A 16,596-nucleotide genomic window follows, 5' to 3' on the forward strand; every position below is an offset into this window, starting at 1 on the left:
CACGCCAGAGTCCTGCCGGTCCTGCGCCCCGCCCGGGGGCCGGACCCGGTTTTGGTCACGGTCGGGGGCAGTTCCCAGGCCGTCTCCGCAGCCGCAGCCACAGCGCCGCCCCGGCGAACTGGAACGCGGCGATACTCAGCATCAGTCCGTCCGCGCCGAGCTGGCCGGCGAACACTCCGGTCAGTGCGGCGCCGCCGGCCGAGGCGCCGATTTTCAGGCTGCCGCCGGTGGTGTTGACCTGGCCGAGCCGGTCCGGTGGCGACTCGCGCTGGCGGAGCATGAGCGTCGCGGCGAAGAGCGGTCCCTCGGCCAGGCCCGCCAGTACGCAGACCGTCCACGCCCACGGCAGCGACGGCGCCATCGCCAATGCGGCCAGCGCCGTACCGAAGCCCACCAGCCCTGCGGCCACCGCCCGTTCGGCCCGGCCGGGCGCCAGCCACCGCGACGAGGCCAGCGACCCCGCGAGGGAGCCCAGGGCGAAACAGGCAAGCAGTTGCCCGCCGGCCCCGGGGCCCTCCCCGATGTCCTGGCTGAGCAGCACCGCCGCCACCGCGAACCCGCCGTACCCGAACCAGGCACACGTCGTCGACACCGTCAGGGCCCGCAGCACCCGGTTGGCGCCCAGTACGGACAGCCCGCCCACCACGACCTGTCCGACGCCCGGCCGCGTCCGCTCCGGCCGGGCCTCCGGCGCCGGAAACGGCAGCATGGGGAGGAAGAGAAGGCCGAGCACGGCGGCGGCCACGGTCACGATTCCGGTGTGTCCTCCGCCCACGAGCGCGGCGACCATCGCGGCCATCGCCGGTCCGGCGATGGCCGCGACGTTGTAGCTCGACGCCTCCAACCCGTACGCGCGCGGCAACCGTTCGACGGGAACGAACCTCGGCAGCAGGCCGGTGAGCGCCGTCACGACCGGTTCGACGCAACCGACCACGACGGCCGCCATCAGCACGAGCGCCAGTGGCGAGCGCCCCACCGACACCATGAGCAGGGCCGTCGCGAGGGCGTAAGCACCGGCCAACGCGACCGCCAGACGCCGCGGGCGGCTGGTCCGGTCCAGCGTGTGGCCGATGACCGGCCCGCTCAGCACGTACGGGAGCGTCATCGCGGTCTGCACGAATCCGGCGCTCGCCGCGTCCCCCGTACGTGCCTCGACGGTGAGCACCAGCGCGGTCGCGGCGCCCTCGGCAGAGACCCTCAGCAGCGTGGCGGCCGTCAGATGCAGGCGGAGCTGTCTGATCACCCTGGACAATCTTCCATCGGGTGGGGGCCCGTGGAAGAGAGCGACAGGTTCCAGAAGTGGGCGTAGCGGCCTCCGCTTCGCAGGAGTTCGTCGTGGCTGCCTTCCTCCGCGATCCGGCCGCCCTCCAGGAAGACGACGCGGTCGGCGCGCTGGACGGTACGCATCCGGTGCGCGACCATCACCACCGTCCGGCCCGCCATCAGGCGCTCGATGCCCTCGTGGACGGCCGCCTCGTTCACCGGGTCCAGTGCGGAGGTCACCTCGTCCAACAGCACGACGGGCGCGTTCTTGAGCAGTGCCCGCGCGATCGAGACACGCTGGCGTTCACCACCCGACAGCAGCGCGCCGCCCTCGCCGACATGGGCCGCCCATCCGCCGGGCAGCCGCTCGACCACCTCGTCCAGCCGGGCCGCTGCGGCTGCCGCCCGCACCTCGGCGTCGTCGGCGTCGGGGCGGCCGAGCCGTACGTTCTCCTCGATCGTGCCGTCGAAGAGGTAGACGTTCTGGAAGACAATGGCGAGCTGCTCCATCAGCGTCTTCGTGGTGATCGCGCGCACGTCCACGCCCCCTACGCGTACCGCGCCCGCGTCCACGTCGTGGAACCGGGCGAGCAGTTGGAGCAAGGTGCTCTTGCCCGCGCCCGAGGGCCCGACGACGGCCAGCCGCTGCCCCTCCGGCACGGACAACGACAGGCCGTCGATCACCCCGCGGTCGCCGTGCCGGAAGGCGACGGACTCGAACTCCAGGCCATGGCCGACGGGCTGGGTCGGTTCGGCGGGCTCCGGTAGTGGTGCGGTGCGCAGAATCGTGTCGAGGCTCGTCAGTACGGACCGGGCGCCGCGGAGCTTGCCTCCGATGTCCGTCAGCGACAGCAGCGGGTCCGCGCTGCGGGCGGCCAGCACCAGGATCGTCAGCACCTCCGCCACGCCGATGTCCCCGCCGAGCGCCAGGTGGGCGCCCAGGGTCAGCAGTACGGTGAACACGGCCTGCACCGTGAGCGTCAAGCCCAACGCGCTGGGCAGCGCCGACAGTGCGGAGCGGCGGGAGGCCCGCCGGACTTCGCGCAGCGAGTCGTCGAGCAGCCGGAAGCGCTCGGTGGTCCGGCCGCCGGCCCGCAGCACCGGCTGGGCCCTGAGGTATTCGACGACCCGCCCGGTGGCCTCGTGGTCGCGTTCGGCGCGCTCGGCATCGCCTGCGGCCATCGAGCGTCCCGCCCATGCCTGGATCGCCGCCACGACCGGTACGGCGGCCAACGCGGCCAGCCCCATGCGCCAGTCGAAGGCGAGCATCACGACAACGATCGTCAGCGGGGTCACGCAGGCGGAGACGAGCGGCGCCAGAAGGTGCGCTATGACGCTCATCGCCTGTAGGACTCCGCGGCTGGCCAGGACGGACACCTCGCCGACGCGGTCGGCGCGGTACCAGCCGAGAGGCAGCCGGGCCAGGTGGTTGCCGAGCCGGTGGTACGTGCCGCGCAGGAGCGCGGTACCGACGCGGAAGCCGGACAGGTCGCTGACGTAGCGCAACACGGCGTAGACCGCGACCGCGGCCCCGAACGCGAGCAGCCAGGGCCGGGCATCCGCGGGCGTGCCGCCGAACAGGGCCCGCAGTACGGGGACCAGCAGGGCGTAGGACAGCCCCTCGGCGATCGCGGTCGCCGTCATGAGGGCCACGGTGCGGCGTGTCGGCCGGGCGTACTCGTGGCCGAGGACGCGCAGCAGCATACGAATCATCGGGGTCCGCCTCCTTGCGGTACGCCGTCCGGGCCGGCCTCGCGGGCGCCCGCCGACTGGTGTGATCGCCAGAAGTCGGCGAACTTCCCACCCTGAGCCAGCAGTTCGGCAGGGCTGCCGCGCTCGACGATCGACCCGTTGTCCAGCATCACGACGGTGTCGGCGTCCGTGATCGTCTCCAGGCGGTGGGCGATGACCAGAGTGGTCCGGTCCCCCTCCAGCGTCGCCAGGGCCCGGCGCACCGCCTGTTCGGTCTGCGGGTCGGCGAAGGCGGTCGCCTCGTCCAGCACCAGGACGGGGGTGTCGGCGAGGAGTGCGCGGGCGAGCGCGATCCGCTGTTCCTCGCCACCCGACAGCCCGGCGTCCTTACCGATCACCGTCTCGTACCCGCGCGGCAGTTCGAGGATGCGCTCGTGGATGTTCGCCAGCCGGGCGGCACGCACGATGTCGTCGCGGTCGGCGTGCGGTACCGCCAGCGCGATGTTCTCCGCGACCGACGCACGCAGCAGCCGGACGTCCTGGAAGACGAAGGAGACCTTCTGGTACAGCTCCCGGCTGCCGAGTTCGCGCAGGTCGACGCCGCCCAGGCGGACCGAACCGTGGGTCGGGTCGAAGAACCGCGGCAGCAACTGGACCAGCGTGGACTTCCCGCTTCCCGACGGCCCGACGACCGCGGTGACCGTGCCGGGCTCCAGCACCAGGTCGATCCCCCGCAGCACCTCGTGACCGGCTTCGTAACCGAACCGGACGCCCCGCAGTTCCACCCGGTGCCCCTGTGGCGCGAGCGGGTGCGAGGGCTCGGGCAGCGGCGGCTCTTGCAGTACGTCCCGGATCCGGCCGACCGCGCGCCGGGCGGCCTGCAGGTCGTCGAAGCCGTGCCCGAGGGCCGCCACCGGAGCGGTCAGTCCCAGCCCGAGCAGCAGGAAGGGCAGCAGGTCGGCCGGGGGCAGGTCACCGTTCGTGATCAGTGCGGCGCCGCCGATCAGCACGACCAGCAGCACGAACGGCGGCGACAAGGCAAGCTGCATCCCCGCTGCGATCCCGGAGATGCCGTGCACCCACCGGCGGAAGGTGCCGACGAAAGCGTCCGCGGCCGTCAGGAAGTCACGGTGGGCGCGCCCGGCCCCGCCGAACGCCTTGACCACCGAGATGCCCTGCACGAACTCGATGACGGAGTTCGATATCCGGCCCATGGCCGCGTCGAACTCCTCCTGCTCGCGCAGCCTGGCCGGCGTCATCATCAACGGGACCAGCGCCACTGCCAGCACGACCGGTATCAACGTGATCAGTGTGAGCCGCCAGTCGACGGTGAACAGGTAGCCCAGCGACACCAGCGGCACCACGAACGCGGAGACCAGCTCGCCGGGAGCGTGGGCGATGAACGGGTGCACGGCGCCGACGTCCTCCCCCACCACCTTGGCCAGCTCGCCGGTCCTGCGCCGGGAGAACCAGCCGATCGGTACCCGTCCCAGCCGCTCGGCCAGTTGCCTGCGGAATGCCAACTGCACCCGCCCGTCGAGGACATGCCCGATCCCGGACGCCGCGGCCGTGAAGAGCAGCCGGACGAACAGGCCGGCCGCGCCGGCGATCACGACGGTCCAGACATGGCCGCGGTCGACCGGGTCGGGCGACAGCAGAGCACGCCCCAGTTCGACGACCGCCAGCAGCGGCGCCAGGCCGGCGACAGCGCCGATGACCTGCAAGAGGATGATGGTGGCGAAGCTCCGTCCGTAGGGGCGCAGCAGCACCGCCAGACCCGGTGTTCCGGCAGGGTCCGTAGCAGCCATCACGGCGTCACGCGGCCAGGGCCCGGCGCAGGACCTCGCCGAGGGTGGCGAGTTGCCGCTGCGAGACATCGGCGGACTGGATCGCCATCGACCCGTGGAAGGTGCCGGGCCACTGGCGCAGCTCGACCGACACGCCCGCCTCCAGCAGGCGCCGCGCGTAGTCGATGCCCTCGTCGCGGTTCGGGTCGAACTCCGCGGTGGCGACGTAGGCCGGCGGGAGTCCGGACAGGTCCTCGGCGCGCGCCGGTGCGGCGTACGGGGTGGCGGACTGGGTGCCCAGGTAGTGCCGCAGCGCCGCGGCGCGTACGGCGCGCGTGTTCCAGGGCGTTTCGGTGAAGTTCCGTGCCGACCAGGTCTGCTGCCGGTCGTCGAGAATGGCCTCGTTGATCAGTTGGAAGCGGATCGGCGGCCCCTGCTCGTCGCGGGCCCGCAGGGCCACCGCGGCGGCGAGGTTGCCACCGGCGCTGTGCCCACCGACCGCGATCCGGTCCGGGTCGACGCCGAGTTCCGCGGCGTGTTCGTGCGTCCAGGCCAGTACGGCGTAGGCATCGTTCAGGGCGGCCGGGTACGGGTTCTCGGGGGACAGCCGGTAGGCCACCGAGATCACCACCGCGCCGGAGAGGGCCGCGATACGGGCGGCCCAGTGCTGCTCGGTGTCCAGGGTGCCGACGGTCCAGCCGCCGCCGTGCATCCAGATGACGGCGCCCCGGGCCTGGCGCGGTCGGTAGACCCGCACCGCCACGTCCGGGTCGGCGGGCACCGTGCGGTCCTGGACCTCCATGTCCGAGGTGTCCGGTGCCGGCCTGGCGGCGGCCACCTCGTCGTAGATCTTGCGGCAGGCAACCGGGTCGGTCAGGTCGGCGCTGGGGAGCAACGGGATGAATGCTTCGAGTTCGGGATCCATGCCGGCCATCCTCACCGTTCCGGCCCCCGGGATCGTCCGCCACCCGTCGGGTATCCGGCTCCGATCACGCGCCGGACGTCGCACACCCCCCTGCAACACAGGCTCTATCCTCCTGGCATGGAGGCACTGGCCGTACGGTTGTCGGGGTTCGATTCGCAGGTCGAAGGCGCGATCCGCGTCATCATGTTCTACGACACGCTGATGCGCCGACGGGTGGACCTCCCGGCGCTCGCCCGGGCCTCGGCGGGCCTGGCCGAGTGTGTGGCCGGAATCCGGCTGCACGGCACCGGCCAGGCGATCCGCATGACGCCCGACGGCAGGCAGGCGCCCGCTCCGCCGCCCCCGGCGTCCGGCACGGCGCCGATCGTCCTCGACGCGGAGGAGATCGGCACGGTGTGGCTGGAGCGCCCCGGCCCGCCCGGTCCGCTCGACGAGGCGGTCCTCGACCGGCTCGCCATCGCCGCCGCGGCGGTCGCCGAGCGGTACGGCCCGGCCGGCACCACCATGGCCGACCCCGCCCTCGTCGAACTGGTCATCTGCTCCGACAGCGACGAGGCCGCCAGAGCACGGGCACTGCGGCTCCTGGGGTTCTCCGCCGGCCTGCCGGTCCGCGTCGCCGCCGTACGGTCGCGGCTTCCGCTCGACCAGGTCGGCAGCCTGGTCTGCCCGGCCCGGCCCGTGAAGGCGGCCCTGCTCGCCGACGTGGGCGTCCTCCTGACCACCGCCATCGACCCGGCCCTGTTTCCGGCAGGCGTACGCGCGGGCATCGGCGCCGCCGGGAGCCCCGACCGGTCCTGGCGGCAGGCCCGCACCGCTCTCCGCTTCACCACCCGCTGCCGGCCCGTCGTCCACCACGACGACCTGGGGGCGTTGGCGCTGCTCGCGCACGTGCCGCAGGACACCGCGCGGGACAACCCCGACGTGGCCGCGATCGCCCGGCTCGCCGGCACCCCGGAGGACTTGGAGACCCTGGACGCCTACTGCGCGACCGGCGCCTTGCGCCGGGCCGCCGACGTACTCCACCTGCACCACAGCAGCGTCGCCCGCCGGCTCGACCAGATCGGCCGGACCCTCGGCTTCGAACTCACCGAGCCCACCGGCCTCATGCGGGCCAGGCTCGCCCTCACCGCATGGCGGCTGCTCGACGACTGAGTCGGCCGGCGGCCCGCCCTCATCCCTTGTGCACCGGCAGCAGACCAAGGAAGGATCTTGCTCCATGCCCACCAAGACCCTGCAGATTCCCACCCCGGACGGCCGGGCCGACGCGTTCGCCGCCTTCCCCGACCGCGGCGAGCGGCACCCGGGGGTGCTGCTGTACCCGGACGCCCTCAACCTGCGGCCCGAGCTGGAGAAGAAGGCCCGCGAACTGGCCGACCACGGGTACTACGTGCTCGTCCCCAACCTCTTCTACCGGAACGGCCCGGCCCCGGTGTTCGACCTTCCCGAGCACATCGGAGAAGAGGACAGGCCCACGATCTTCGCCCAGCTGTTGCCCTTGGTCGAGGCGCACACCACCGACCGTGTCCTGCGTGACGCCGACGCCTACCTCGGCTTCCTGACCGCACAGCCCGAGGTCGGTACCGGACCGGTCGCCACGATCGGCTACTGCATGGGCGCCGCCCTGGCGATGCGCACCGCGACGGCGCACCCAGGCCAGGTGGCCGCCGTCGCCGGATTCCACCCCGGCTTCCTGGTCACCGACGCGCCCGACAGCCCGCACCACCGCATCCCTGAACTCACCGCCAGGGTCCACATCGGGCTCGCCGTGGGCGACATGACGCCCGAGGCCCTCGGCGAGCTGAACCAGGCCCTGGGCGCCGCGGGTGTCGAGTACACCACCGAGGTCTACCCCGACACCATTCACGGTTTCACCATGACCGACACCGACGCCTTCAGCCCCTCCGGGCTACAGCGCCACTGGGACCGCCTGCTTCCCCTCCTCGACCGCGCCCTCGGCAACAGCTGAGGTTCCGGTTTCCTGCGGGGGCGCCGCCGCCTCCGTCAACCCGGTCTTCCGAGCGCCGGCGTGCGCATCCGTCCGTCGGGGGCGCACGCCGAAGCACGGCGAACGCCGCGCACGCCCCGAGTACGCCGGTGGCGTCCGGAGGAAGCATCGTTGATTGTGAAAGTACCCCGGGTTCAGAAACGGCCGCGGCCGACGGAGGCAACGGGCGGAATCCGAGCGACCGGCCCGGGGCGCAGACGGACGCGGGAAAGCGGGGACGGCCGATCAAGCCGTCGATCTCCTATCGGACGGTAGTCAGGAGCTTCTCACCCTATTGGTACTGGCCGATCGGCCGGCGGAGAAAGCGTGCGGTACGGCGAGACCGGGCAAGAGGTAGGGGAGGAATTCCATGTCGTCTCTGCGGTCGGTTCCACAGGTTTCTGCGAACGCGACGTTCTCGGACTATGCGGTCGCCACCGCCACACGCCTTCTCGGCAGTGCGGGCGTGGACGTCGAACAGGGAACGAGGGTGCTGCGCAGGATGCTGTCGCCGTGGGGGGCGAGGCAGATCGGTACGCGCCCCGGTTGGCACTCCGACGTGTGCGCCGACGGTTCGCCGATCGAGTTCTCCGCCGCCTTCTCGCAGGAGGGGCTACAGCTACGGGTGCTCGTGGAGGCCCTTCCGGAACGGCTGAGCACATCGTCGGCACAGGAGGCGGCGCGTGCTCTCACCCGTGGACTGACCAGGGATTTCGGCGCCGACGGCAACCGGCTGGCGAAGGTGTCGGACCTGTTCCTGCCGGACGAGGACCCGGCCGGCTTCGCCATGATGCACGCCGCCACCCTCGCGTCGGCCGGTGGACCCGCATTCAAGGTCTACCTCAACCCGAACGCCCATCAGGGCATGACCGCCGTCGAGCGGACGCGCGAGGCATTGGACCGCCTGGGATTCGGAAAGGCGTGGGCCGCGGTCGGCGAATACGCCGGCCGGGGATTCGACCTCGACAGGATCGTCTACTTCGGTCTCGACCTGGCCGACGGTCCCGAATCGCGCGTGAAGGTGTACTTCCGCCACTACGACGTCTCTCCGACGGAACTCGACGACCGAATGGAGATATCGCAGCAACACGAAAAAGGATTCCTCGGGGAATTCTGCCGTCAGCTGACCGGCAGCGACAGCGACGTACGGCCCCAACCACTCGTCAGCAATCTGACGTTCACGACTGCCGGCGGGCACCTGCCGGTGTCCGCGACGCTGTACGTCCCGCTGTGGCTCCACACGGCGAGCGACCGGACCGTGCGGGACCGCATCAGCGCGGTCATGACTGGCATGGGCTTGCCCGTAAGCGGCTATCGGTCGCTGCTCAACCAGGTGGCCCGGCGCCCGCTCTCGGCCGGCCGCGGCATCCACACCTACGCGTCGGCACGCGTGCAACGCGGCCGGCCCCGCCTGACCACCTATTGGTCCCCGGAACTCTACGACCGGTATCCGCCCGCCCGTTACCAGCGAGGGTGAACGCCATGCCGCTGCACGACGCGCTCCGCCCGCTGTTCGACGACGCGCAGGTACGACCCGGCCGGCTGCGGCAGCGATCGCCCCTCCGATGGGGTGCGTACCCGCCCGGTGTCATCCCGCTGACGGCAGCCGAGCCGGACTTCCCCGGGCCCACGGTGGTCACGGACGCCGTCCTCGCGACGGTCGCCGACGGCTATTTCCCCTACGCGTCACCCACGGGATGCGGTGAGCTCCGGGAGGCGTTGTCCGACGTGGCCGAGACCCGTTACGGGATCGGCAACCACCCCGACCGCGTGGTGCCGGCTCCGGGCACCGCGGCCGCCCTCTGGGGCGTGGTGCGCCTCCTGTGCGGGAAAGGCGACGAATGCATACTGCTGGACCCGGTCGACCTGCTGTTCGGCCAGGCCGTCGATGCCGCGGGGGCCCGGCGGGTCTACTGCCCGATGGACAAGGGCACCGGGCGGCTGGACCCGGGCCGGCTCGCCTCCCTGATCACCCCGCGCACCGCCCTGATCTGCATGTGCAATCCGCACAACCCGCTGGGCACGGTCTTCACCGAGAAAATTCTTCGGGCGGTGGCGGAGACAGCGGGTGAACACCGCATCCCGATCCTTTCCGACGAAGTCTGGAGCGAGATCGTGTACCCGCCAGGAAAGCACGTCAGCATGGCGAGCCTGGACACCGGAAGCAGCCCGCGCATTTACACGGTGACCGGCCTCTCCAAGACGTTCGCGCTACCGGGACTGCGCATGGGATTCGTGATCGCCCCGACCCTGCGGGAGGCGGGTGCTCTGCGGCTCGCCTTCCAACGTCTCGGCGCCGCATACAGCATGACCCCGTTCACCCAGGCCGGCGCCTTGGCCGCCCTGCGGCACGGCTGGCCCTGGAGGGACGCCTTCCTGGAACACCTGCGGGAGATACGGGACTACTGCGTGGACCGGTTGAACGCGATACCGGGGATCTCCTGCAACCGCCCGGACGGCACATACGTCCTGTTTCCCGATGTGTCCGCCACCGGGCTGAGCAGCCGAGCGATGGGCGAATTCCTGCTGGCACGGGCCCGGGTGGCAGTGGTCCCCGGTACGCCGGAGTGGTTCGGCCCGGCCGCCGAAGGCAATATCCGTATCAGCTACGCCACTTCCCGGGCGGTCATGGAAGAGGCACTGCACCGCATCGCAGAAGCCGTCGAAGAACGCGTTGCCGGCGGCCCGGCCCCACTCCAGGCCACCGGAATGCAACAGTAGGGCGCCACCTCCCCTACCTGGGCATCACCCTCACCCGGACATCACCCTCGCAGCCATGCCTTGAACGAGACCCACCAGGATGTGCGCCTCCTTCGGACGGGAACCAGCGGGGACACCACCGAAGGGAACGGCACGACGGGCTCGGCGGCGTGCCCCGAGCCGCTGTCCGGGGCGCTCCGCAACGGCCGCCCGCTCTTCGCGGACGTACGGGCCGGGCCGTCCGACGCGGTGCGACCCGGCGACCGGGGCGCGGTGAACGTCACCGGAAGGCTGGTCAGGTGCCGGGTCATCCAGCCCGACTGCCAGCGCAGCTGCTCCTCGGGGACGCTCAGCCGCACGTCGGGCAGCCGCGCCAGCAGAGCGTCGATGCCGGTGTCGGCGATGGCCCGGCCGATGTTCTGGCCGGGGCACTCCTGGGGGCCGCTGCTGAAGGCGAGGTGCGAGCGGTTCCCGTGCAGGGGAACCGAGGGGTCGGGCCGGACGGCCGGGTCGTGGTTGCCTGCGGCCAGACCGAGCAGGAGCATGTCCCCCGCCTCGACCTTCTGGCCGCCGACCTCCGTGTCCACGGCGGCCCAGCGGCCGGGGATGGTCATGAGGGGCGGTTCGCTCCACAGCACCTGCTCCACCACGTCGGGCAGGGTCATCTGCCCGCCGGCCAGCGACGCGTGGCACCGGGGGTCGGTCAGCACCATCCGCAGGGTGCTCTTGAGGAGGTTCACGGTGGTCTCGTTCGCGGCGATGAGAATGACCCGCAGGTGGTTCCACACCTCCTCGTCGGTCAGCCCCGAGGTGTGTTCGATCAGCCAGGACGTGACGTCGTGGCCGCGGCCCCCGCGCTTGCGCCGCACCAGCTCCTTGAGGGTCTCGACGATGAACGCGTTGCTGGCCACCGAGGTCTCGGTGCCGGCCACCATGTCCCTGCTGGCCGCGACCAGCCGCGGCCCGTACTCGTCGGGCATGCCCAGGAGCTGCGTCAGGACGAGCATGGGCAGGTGTTCGCAGAACTCCTCGGCCAGGTCCGCTTCCCCCCGCTCGGCGAAGCCGTCGATCAGCTGGTGCGTGAAGCGGGTGATGTGCCGCCGGATTCCCCGGCGGTTGAAGCGCTCCAGGCTGTCGGTGACCGCCAGGCGCAGCCGGGTGCGCTCGTCACCGTCCAGGAACAGGCAGACCGGCTGCCAGGCGATCATCGGGAGCAGCGGTGAGTCCGGCGGCACCCGCCCTTCCCTGAACCAGCGCCAGTTGCGGGAGTCGCGGCTGAACCGGGCGGGCGTACCGGCCACCTCCAGGATCTCGCGGTACCCGAGGACGAGCCAGGCCGGGAGGTCGCCGTCCAGCAGGACAGGCGCGACGGCCCCGTGCCGGGCGCGCAGGCGCTCGTACAGGCCCATGGGGTCCTCGGCCGCCTCGGGGCCGAAGAGCCGTGCCAGTCCGTCCGCGGCGCCGAACCGGGCGTAGGCCGGGCATCCCGGAGGCGGAGTGGGTGCCCACGCGGTGCGGGGCTGTTCGGGGGTAGAGGAGGTCACCGTCGCTCCGGGTTCGTCGTGGTGAGGGCGTGCAGGTAGCGCATGAGGGTCAGCAGGCCGTCGCGGCTGGAGACGCGTTCGCGGGCGTCGCAGTCGATCACCGGCACCCCGTCGGGGATGTCCAGGGCCTCCCGTAGCTCGGACGCCGGGTAGGAGGGGGCGCCGGGGAAGGCGTTGATCGCGACGATGAAGGGCACTCCGCGTTCCTCCAGCCGGCCCATCACGTCGAAGCTGTCCTCCAGCCGCCGGGTGTCGATGAGGACCACGGCGCCCAGCGCTCCTTCGAAGAGGCCGTTCCACAGGAACCAGAAGCGCTGCTGGCCCGGGGTGCCGAAGACGTAGAGCACCAGCTCGTCGCTGAGGGTGATCCGGCCGAAGTCCATCGCCACGGTGGTCTCGTTCTTGCGCTCGACACCGGCGATGTCGTCCACGCCGGCACCGGCCTGCGTCATGATCTCCTCGGTGGTGAGCGGCTTGATCTCACTGACCGATCCGACCAGGGTGGTCTTGCCGACCCCGAAGCCACCGACGATCACCACCTTGACCGCTGTGGTGACCGAGGCCGGCAGCGTGTCCTCACACCGGGGGCCGACGACGGGTTCAGAGATTCTGTAGTCCATGCATCACCGCCTCCAAGAGTTCCACGTCGGGCAGCGACTGGGTGAGGACCGACGCCCGGGCTTCGACATGACCGCTCGCCAGAAGGTCCGTGAGCAGTACGGTGATCACGCTGACCGGCAGGTGGAGGTACGCGGAGACCTCGGCCACGGACAGCGGGTAGTCGCAGATACGGACGATGGCGGCGGGTTCGGGCTGCATGCCGGGACCGGCCTCGCCGCGGCTCACGATCAGCGTGACCATGTCCAGGGAGGGGTGCCGGTCGGGCAGGTTCCGGCCGGACGTGATGACGTAGAGCCGTTCGGGACCGCCCTCTTCCCAGGCCCGTTGCTGTTCCTGCTCCGGATCGCTCATGGGGCCTGCCGGTCGGACCGCGGCGGGGTGGTGAGGTGCTGGCCGATCCTGGCCACCAGGTCCCGCATCCGCTGCCCCATGAGGCCGGCGTCCACGTCGTCGTCGGCCAGCACCGCCAGGTAGGCTCCGGCGCCGGCCGCCATCAGGTAGAAGAAGCCGCCGTCGACCTCGACGACGACGAGTTTCATGTGCCCGTCGCCCCGCGGGAATTCCGAAGCGATGGCCGCCGACAGGCTCTGCAGTCCGGCACAGGCGGCGGCGAGGCGGTCGGCGGTGTCGTTGTCCGCGCCGAACTGCGCCATGCACAGGCCGTCCGAGGACAGCACCACGATGTTACGGGTCTGCGGAACACTGGACGCCAACTCCTCCAGCATCCAGTCCATGTTGAGCCGCTGCTTTGTCGCCACTTGCTCACTCATCCTTGTCTACTGGCTCGGTCACTGTTCGGGCTCTTCATCACTCGGTGCCAGGGGACGTTGCGCCGGGGGCCCGTCCGAAGACGCGCCGGAGGCGCCGTCGAGGAAGGCGGACATCCACAACCCGGCGGTCGGTGGCCGGTCGGCCGACGCCGGGGGACGGCGGTCGGCGGCGTTGGGGGCGGCCTGCTGCGGCCGCGCGGCCGGGATCACGGTGCGGCGCCGCTTGCGCTGCGGAAGCCCGTTGGGGGTGCGCGGAACGGCGGCGGGCGCCGGCTCCTCGGCAGCCGCTTCGGCCCGGTGCTTCGGGCCGCTGGGGCGGCGCGGCGGCGGCAGGACGGGGGCCTTGGCCAGAGCGCCGCCGGGCACCGGGGTCACGGTGATCAGGTCCGGCGGTACGACCAGGACCACGCGCACGCCACCGTAAGCGGACACGCGCAGCGAGACCTTGAAGTGGTTGGTGTGGGACAGCCGGCCGACCACCGCCAGGCCCAGGCGTGGCGACTCCCCCAGGTCGTCGAGGTCCAGGCCGCTGGATGAGTGCTGCGCCAGGGCGCGTTCGGCGCGGATGCGGGCCTCGTCGGTCAGGCCGAGCCCGGCGTCCTCGATCTCGACGGCGACACCGGACTGGACCTCGGTGGCGGTCAGGTGGACGCGGGTCTGCGGCGGTGAGTAGCGGGTGGCGTTGTCCAGGAGTTCGGCCACGGCGTGGATCAGGGGTTCGGCCGCCCGGCCGAGGACACCGACGTCGGCCACCGAGTGGAGGTCGACGCGCTGGTAGTCGGTGATCCGGGACATGGCCCCGCGCAACACGTTGAACAGCGGGATGTCCTTCTGCCACTGGCGCCCCGGCCGGGCGCCGCCGAGGACGGCGATGCTGTCCGCCAGCCGGCCGATCAGCGCGGTCCGGTGGTCGAGGTGCAGCAGGTCGCCGAACACCTGCGGGTCCTGTCCGTGCCGGTCCTCCATCTCGCGCAGTTCCAGGGCCTGTTGGTGCACGATGGCCTGGACGCGGCGGGCGATGTTGACGAAGGCCCGCTGGGCGGAGTCGCGCAGGTCCTCCTCGGCCTCCACGGCCTGGAGGACGTAGCGCAGCACCGCGAGGTGTGCGGTCTCGAACCGGGGGCTGACCCGGGACGTCTGGCCGGTGCTGCGCAGTACGTCCTCGATCTGGATGCCTTGCTGGAGCCGGGCCATGGCCGCGGGCAGGGTCTCCTTGGCCATCCGTACCGTTTCGGTCTCCTGCTCGGCCAGTTGCCGTTGCAGGGCGGCCTCCCGCTCGGCGTACTGCCTGCGCAGCTCGTCGATCGCACGGCCACGGCGCGCTGCCTTGCCGGCCGCGACTGCCACTGCCGCGGTCGCGAGGACGCCGATCCAGACGGCGTGGGTGCGGGCCGCCGGAGGCAGCAACGGAACAGTCACGGCCGCGCATATGGCGAGGAGCGCGGGTGGCAGCAACCACATTGCGGTAGAGGCCGGCCCCGGCCTTCCGGGTGACACATCAGCACGAACCATCGGCATCCTCAGAGCACTAAGGGAAGGGACAGGGCGTCATACTCGGAATTCACGGACGTCAAAATGGCAGCGAAAACGCATGGGGCGATCGTTGGTTCGCACACACCAATCAATTGCCGCAGTGCACGCCAAGCCGACGTGCCGCGCGCGGAGCCGGGTTCCGGGACGCCCGGAGTCCTCGTGCGGCGGCGACATCACGACGGCCACCGGCGACGTGCCGTAACCGTCACAACTCGCTGCGCGGCAGTGAGCATAGCGGGGCCGGTATGGCTCTGCGGGCCATGTGCATATAACACATGAATGTACTCACGTACGAAATTCAGAAGAATCGTTTGGCGCTAGTGGGAAGGGCCGTCGGCGGGCTCGGTGGCGTACCGGCGCATCGTTTGGATGTGGGCCTGGGGGGACATTGTCCGGCCGGTGGCGATCGTGTTCCGCAGGTCCCGGAAGTACTGGACGTACAGGTCCGGCGTGAAAATGCTGAGCATGGTGGCCGGCTGGTCGGTGATGTTGGCGAAGGTGTGCGGCGCACCCGGCGGAACCAATACGAACGTGCCCGCGACCGCGTCGAAATCCTTGTCGCCCACCGTGAATCGCACGGTGCCGGAGAGGACATAAAAACCCTCGTCGTGCTGGGCGTGGCGGTGCTGCGGGGGCCCGGGCGTGTGCGGCGCGAGGACGGATTCGGTGACTCCCAGACGGTGCCCTGTGTTGCTGCCGTCTTCGAGGACACGCATGTGCGTGGTGCCCAGGACAATCGTTTCGCCGTCGTCCTGGCCGACCACCGCTACGGCGGGCGAGGCGGTCGGTGTGCCGGTCTTCGTTTCTTCAGTCACGTTTTCAGTCATGTTCCGATTCCACCGCCGGGGCACTGCCGCCGTCCAAGACCCGTTCCGTCGCGTCGATACCGTGCGGGTATCGTTACAGCATGGAGCTACGGACGCTGGGCTATTTCGTAGCGGTTGCCGAAGAGCTCCACTTCGGCCGGGCCGCTGCCCGGCTGCACATGAGCCAGCCGCCGCTGAGCCGGGCGATCAAGCGGCTGGAGAGCGAGGTCGGCGGCGCGCTGTTCGTCCGGTCGTCCGCCGGTGTCACGCTCACCGCGGTGGGGGCGGTGCTGCTCGACGAGGCCCGCGCCCTGCTCGACCAGGCCGAAGCGCTGCGCGTACGCGTGGCCGCCGCGGCCGGTTCCGCGACCGTCACCGTGGGCGTACTCGGCGACAGTACCGACCCGGTCGCGACCCGGCTCGCCGCCGCCTATCGCAGGCGGCACCCGCACGTCGAGGTCCGTATCCGCGAGACCGACCTGGCCGACCCCGCCTGCGGGCTGCACGCCGACCGGGTCGACGTCGCCCTGACCCGGCGGCCCTTCGACGAAACCGGCCTGGCCGTGCGCGAGTTGCGCACCGACCCGGTGGGGGCGTTGCTGCGCGCCGACGATCCGCTGGCGTCCCGCGGCAGCCTGACACTGGCCGATCTGGCCGACCGCCGTTGGTTCGTCTTCCCCGAAGGCACCGATCCCCTCTGGCAGTCGTACTGGAGCGGCGGGCTGCCTCGCGAGGGCCCCGTGGTGCGCGCCGTCGTGGAGTGCCGGCAGGCCGTGCTCTGGAACGGCACGGTCGGCATGACTCTCCTGGATCACGAACCGGGAGCGGGGCTCACCGTGGTGCCGCTGGCCGACATGCCGCCGAGCCCCATGGTCGCGGCGTGGAGAGAGGGCGACACGAATCCGTTGGTCCGCTCGCTGGTGCGGATCGCGACCGCCGCCTACCGCGATCCCGTATGAGGGCAGAGCCGT

Annotated in this window: 15 protein-coding genes; 5 read left to right on the forward strand and 10 right to left on the reverse strand. The window is 71.3% G+C overall.

Annotated elements, in window-relative coordinates; genetic code table 11:
* Window positions 1–55: 55 nt before the first annotated feature.
* From ACH4OW_RS16695 to ACH4OW_RS16710, 4 genes are read right to left on the reverse strand one after another with little or no spacing between them, the layout of a single operon-like run.
* Window positions 56–1,243 carry an MFS transporter gene (locus ACH4OW_RS16695; protein WP_398028386.1) on the reverse strand — a complete coding sequence of 396 codons (1,188 nt, stop codon included), beginning with the start codon at window positions 1,241–1,243 and terminating at the stop codon, window positions 56–58.
* On the reverse strand, window positions 1,240–2,976 hold the full coding sequence (locus tag ACH4OW_RS16700) for an ABC transporter ATP-binding protein (RefSeq protein WP_398028388.1): 1,737 nt from the start codon (window positions 2,974–2,976) through the stop codon (window positions 1,240–1,242). Before ACH4OW_RS16700 ends, ACH4OW_RS16695 begins: the two co-directional genes overlap by 4 nt.
* Window positions 2,973–4,763 carry an ABC transporter ATP-binding protein gene (locus tag ACH4OW_RS16705; protein ID WP_398028390.1) on the reverse strand — a complete coding sequence of 597 codons (1,791 nt, stop codon included), beginning with the start codon at window positions 4,761–4,763 and terminating at the stop codon, window positions 2,973–2,975. Before ACH4OW_RS16705 ends, ACH4OW_RS16700 begins: the two co-directional genes overlap by 4 nt.
* Window positions 4,764–4,770: 7 nt before the next feature.
* Window positions 4,771–5,667 (reverse strand): alpha/beta hydrolase, encoded by an 897-nt coding sequence (locus ACH4OW_RS16710; RefSeq protein WP_398028392.1) that lies wholly within the window; start codon window positions 5,665–5,667, stop codon window positions 4,771–4,773.
* Window positions 5,668–5,784: 117 nt separating this feature from the next.
* Here ACH4OW_RS16710 and ACH4OW_RS16715 point away from each other — a divergent pair, with 117 nt between their 5' ends.
* From ACH4OW_RS16715 to ACH4OW_RS16730, 4 genes are all read left to right on the forward strand, one after another.
* Window positions 5,785–6,819 carry a helix-turn-helix domain-containing protein gene (locus tag ACH4OW_RS16715; RefSeq protein WP_398028394.1) on the forward strand — a complete coding sequence of 345 codons (1,035 nt, stop codon included), beginning with the start codon at window positions 5,785–5,787 and terminating at the stop codon, window positions 6,817–6,819.
* 64 nt (window positions 6,820–6,883) lie between these two features.
* Entirely contained in the window at window positions 6,884–7,633 is a 750-nt protein-coding gene (locus ACH4OW_RS16720) for a dienelactone hydrolase family protein (protein WP_398028396.1), read from the forward strand.
* 388 nt (window positions 7,634–8,021) lie between these two features.
* Window positions 8,022–9,128, forward strand: a complete 1,107-nt coding sequence (locus tag ACH4OW_RS16725; protein ID WP_398028398.1) for a tryptophan dimethylallyltransferase family protein — start codon at window positions 8,022–8,024, stop codon at window positions 9,126–9,128.
* A gap of 5 nt (window positions 9,129–9,133) precedes the next feature.
* Window positions 9,134–10,372, forward strand: a complete 1,239-nt coding sequence (locus ACH4OW_RS16730; protein ID WP_398028400.1) for a pyridoxal phosphate-dependent aminotransferase — start codon at window positions 9,134–9,136, stop codon at window positions 10,370–10,372.
* Between the two features lie 41 nt (window positions 10,373–10,413).
* Here ACH4OW_RS16730 and ACH4OW_RS16735 read toward each other — a convergent pair whose 3' ends face one another.
* The 6 genes from ACH4OW_RS16735 to ACH4OW_RS16760 form a co-directional block, all read right to left on the reverse strand.
* Window positions 10,414–11,895 carry a cytochrome P450 gene (locus ACH4OW_RS16735; protein ID WP_398028402.1) on the reverse strand — a complete coding sequence of 494 codons (1,482 nt, stop codon included), beginning with the start codon at window positions 11,893–11,895 and terminating at the stop codon, window positions 10,414–10,416.
* The gene (locus ACH4OW_RS16740) at window positions 11,892–12,515 is read right to left on the reverse strand and encodes an ATP/GTP-binding protein (protein WP_360137376.1); all 624 of its coding nucleotides are present in this window, start codon (window positions 12,513–12,515) and stop codon (window positions 11,892–11,894) included. Before ACH4OW_RS16740 ends, ACH4OW_RS16735 begins: the two co-directional genes overlap by 4 nt.
* Complete coding sequence (locus ACH4OW_RS16745; RefSeq protein WP_360137379.1) at window positions 12,496–12,867, reverse strand: DUF742 domain-containing protein; 372 nt, start codon at window positions 12,865–12,867, stop codon at window positions 12,496–12,498. The genes ACH4OW_RS16740 and ACH4OW_RS16745 overlap by 20 nt, the downstream gene beginning before the upstream one ends.
* Window positions 12,864–13,250, reverse strand: coding sequence for a roadblock/LC7 domain-containing protein (locus tag ACH4OW_RS16750; protein WP_360137498.1), 387 nt, complete (start codon window positions 13,248–13,250; stop codon window positions 12,864–12,866). The genes ACH4OW_RS16745 and ACH4OW_RS16750 overlap by 4 nt, the downstream gene beginning before the upstream one ends.
* 54 nt (window positions 13,251–13,304) lie before the next feature.
* Complete coding sequence (locus tag ACH4OW_RS16755) at window positions 13,305–14,798, reverse strand: ATP-binding protein (protein ID WP_360137382.1); 1,494 nt, start codon at window positions 14,796–14,798, stop codon at window positions 13,305–13,307.
* 338 nt (window positions 14,799–15,136) lie between these two features.
* Window positions 15,137–15,646, reverse strand: a complete 510-nt coding sequence (locus tag ACH4OW_RS16760) for a cupin domain-containing protein (protein WP_398028404.1) — start codon at window positions 15,644–15,646, stop codon at window positions 15,137–15,139.
* A gap of 80 nt (window positions 15,647–15,726) precedes the next feature.
* Between ACH4OW_RS16760 and ACH4OW_RS16765 the strand changes: the two genes are divergently transcribed.
* The gene (locus tag ACH4OW_RS16765; RefSeq protein ID WP_360137388.1) at window positions 15,727–16,584 is read left to right on the forward strand and encodes a LysR substrate-binding domain-containing protein; all 858 of its coding nucleotides are present in this window, start codon (window positions 15,727–15,729) and stop codon (window positions 16,582–16,584) included.
* Window positions 16,585–16,596 lie beyond the last annotated feature (12 nt).

The organism is Streptomyces sp. NPDC017056 (assembly GCF_044332485.1).
Classification (GTDB): domain Bacteria; phylum Actinomycetota; class Actinomycetes; order Streptomycetales; family Streptomycetaceae; genus Streptomyces.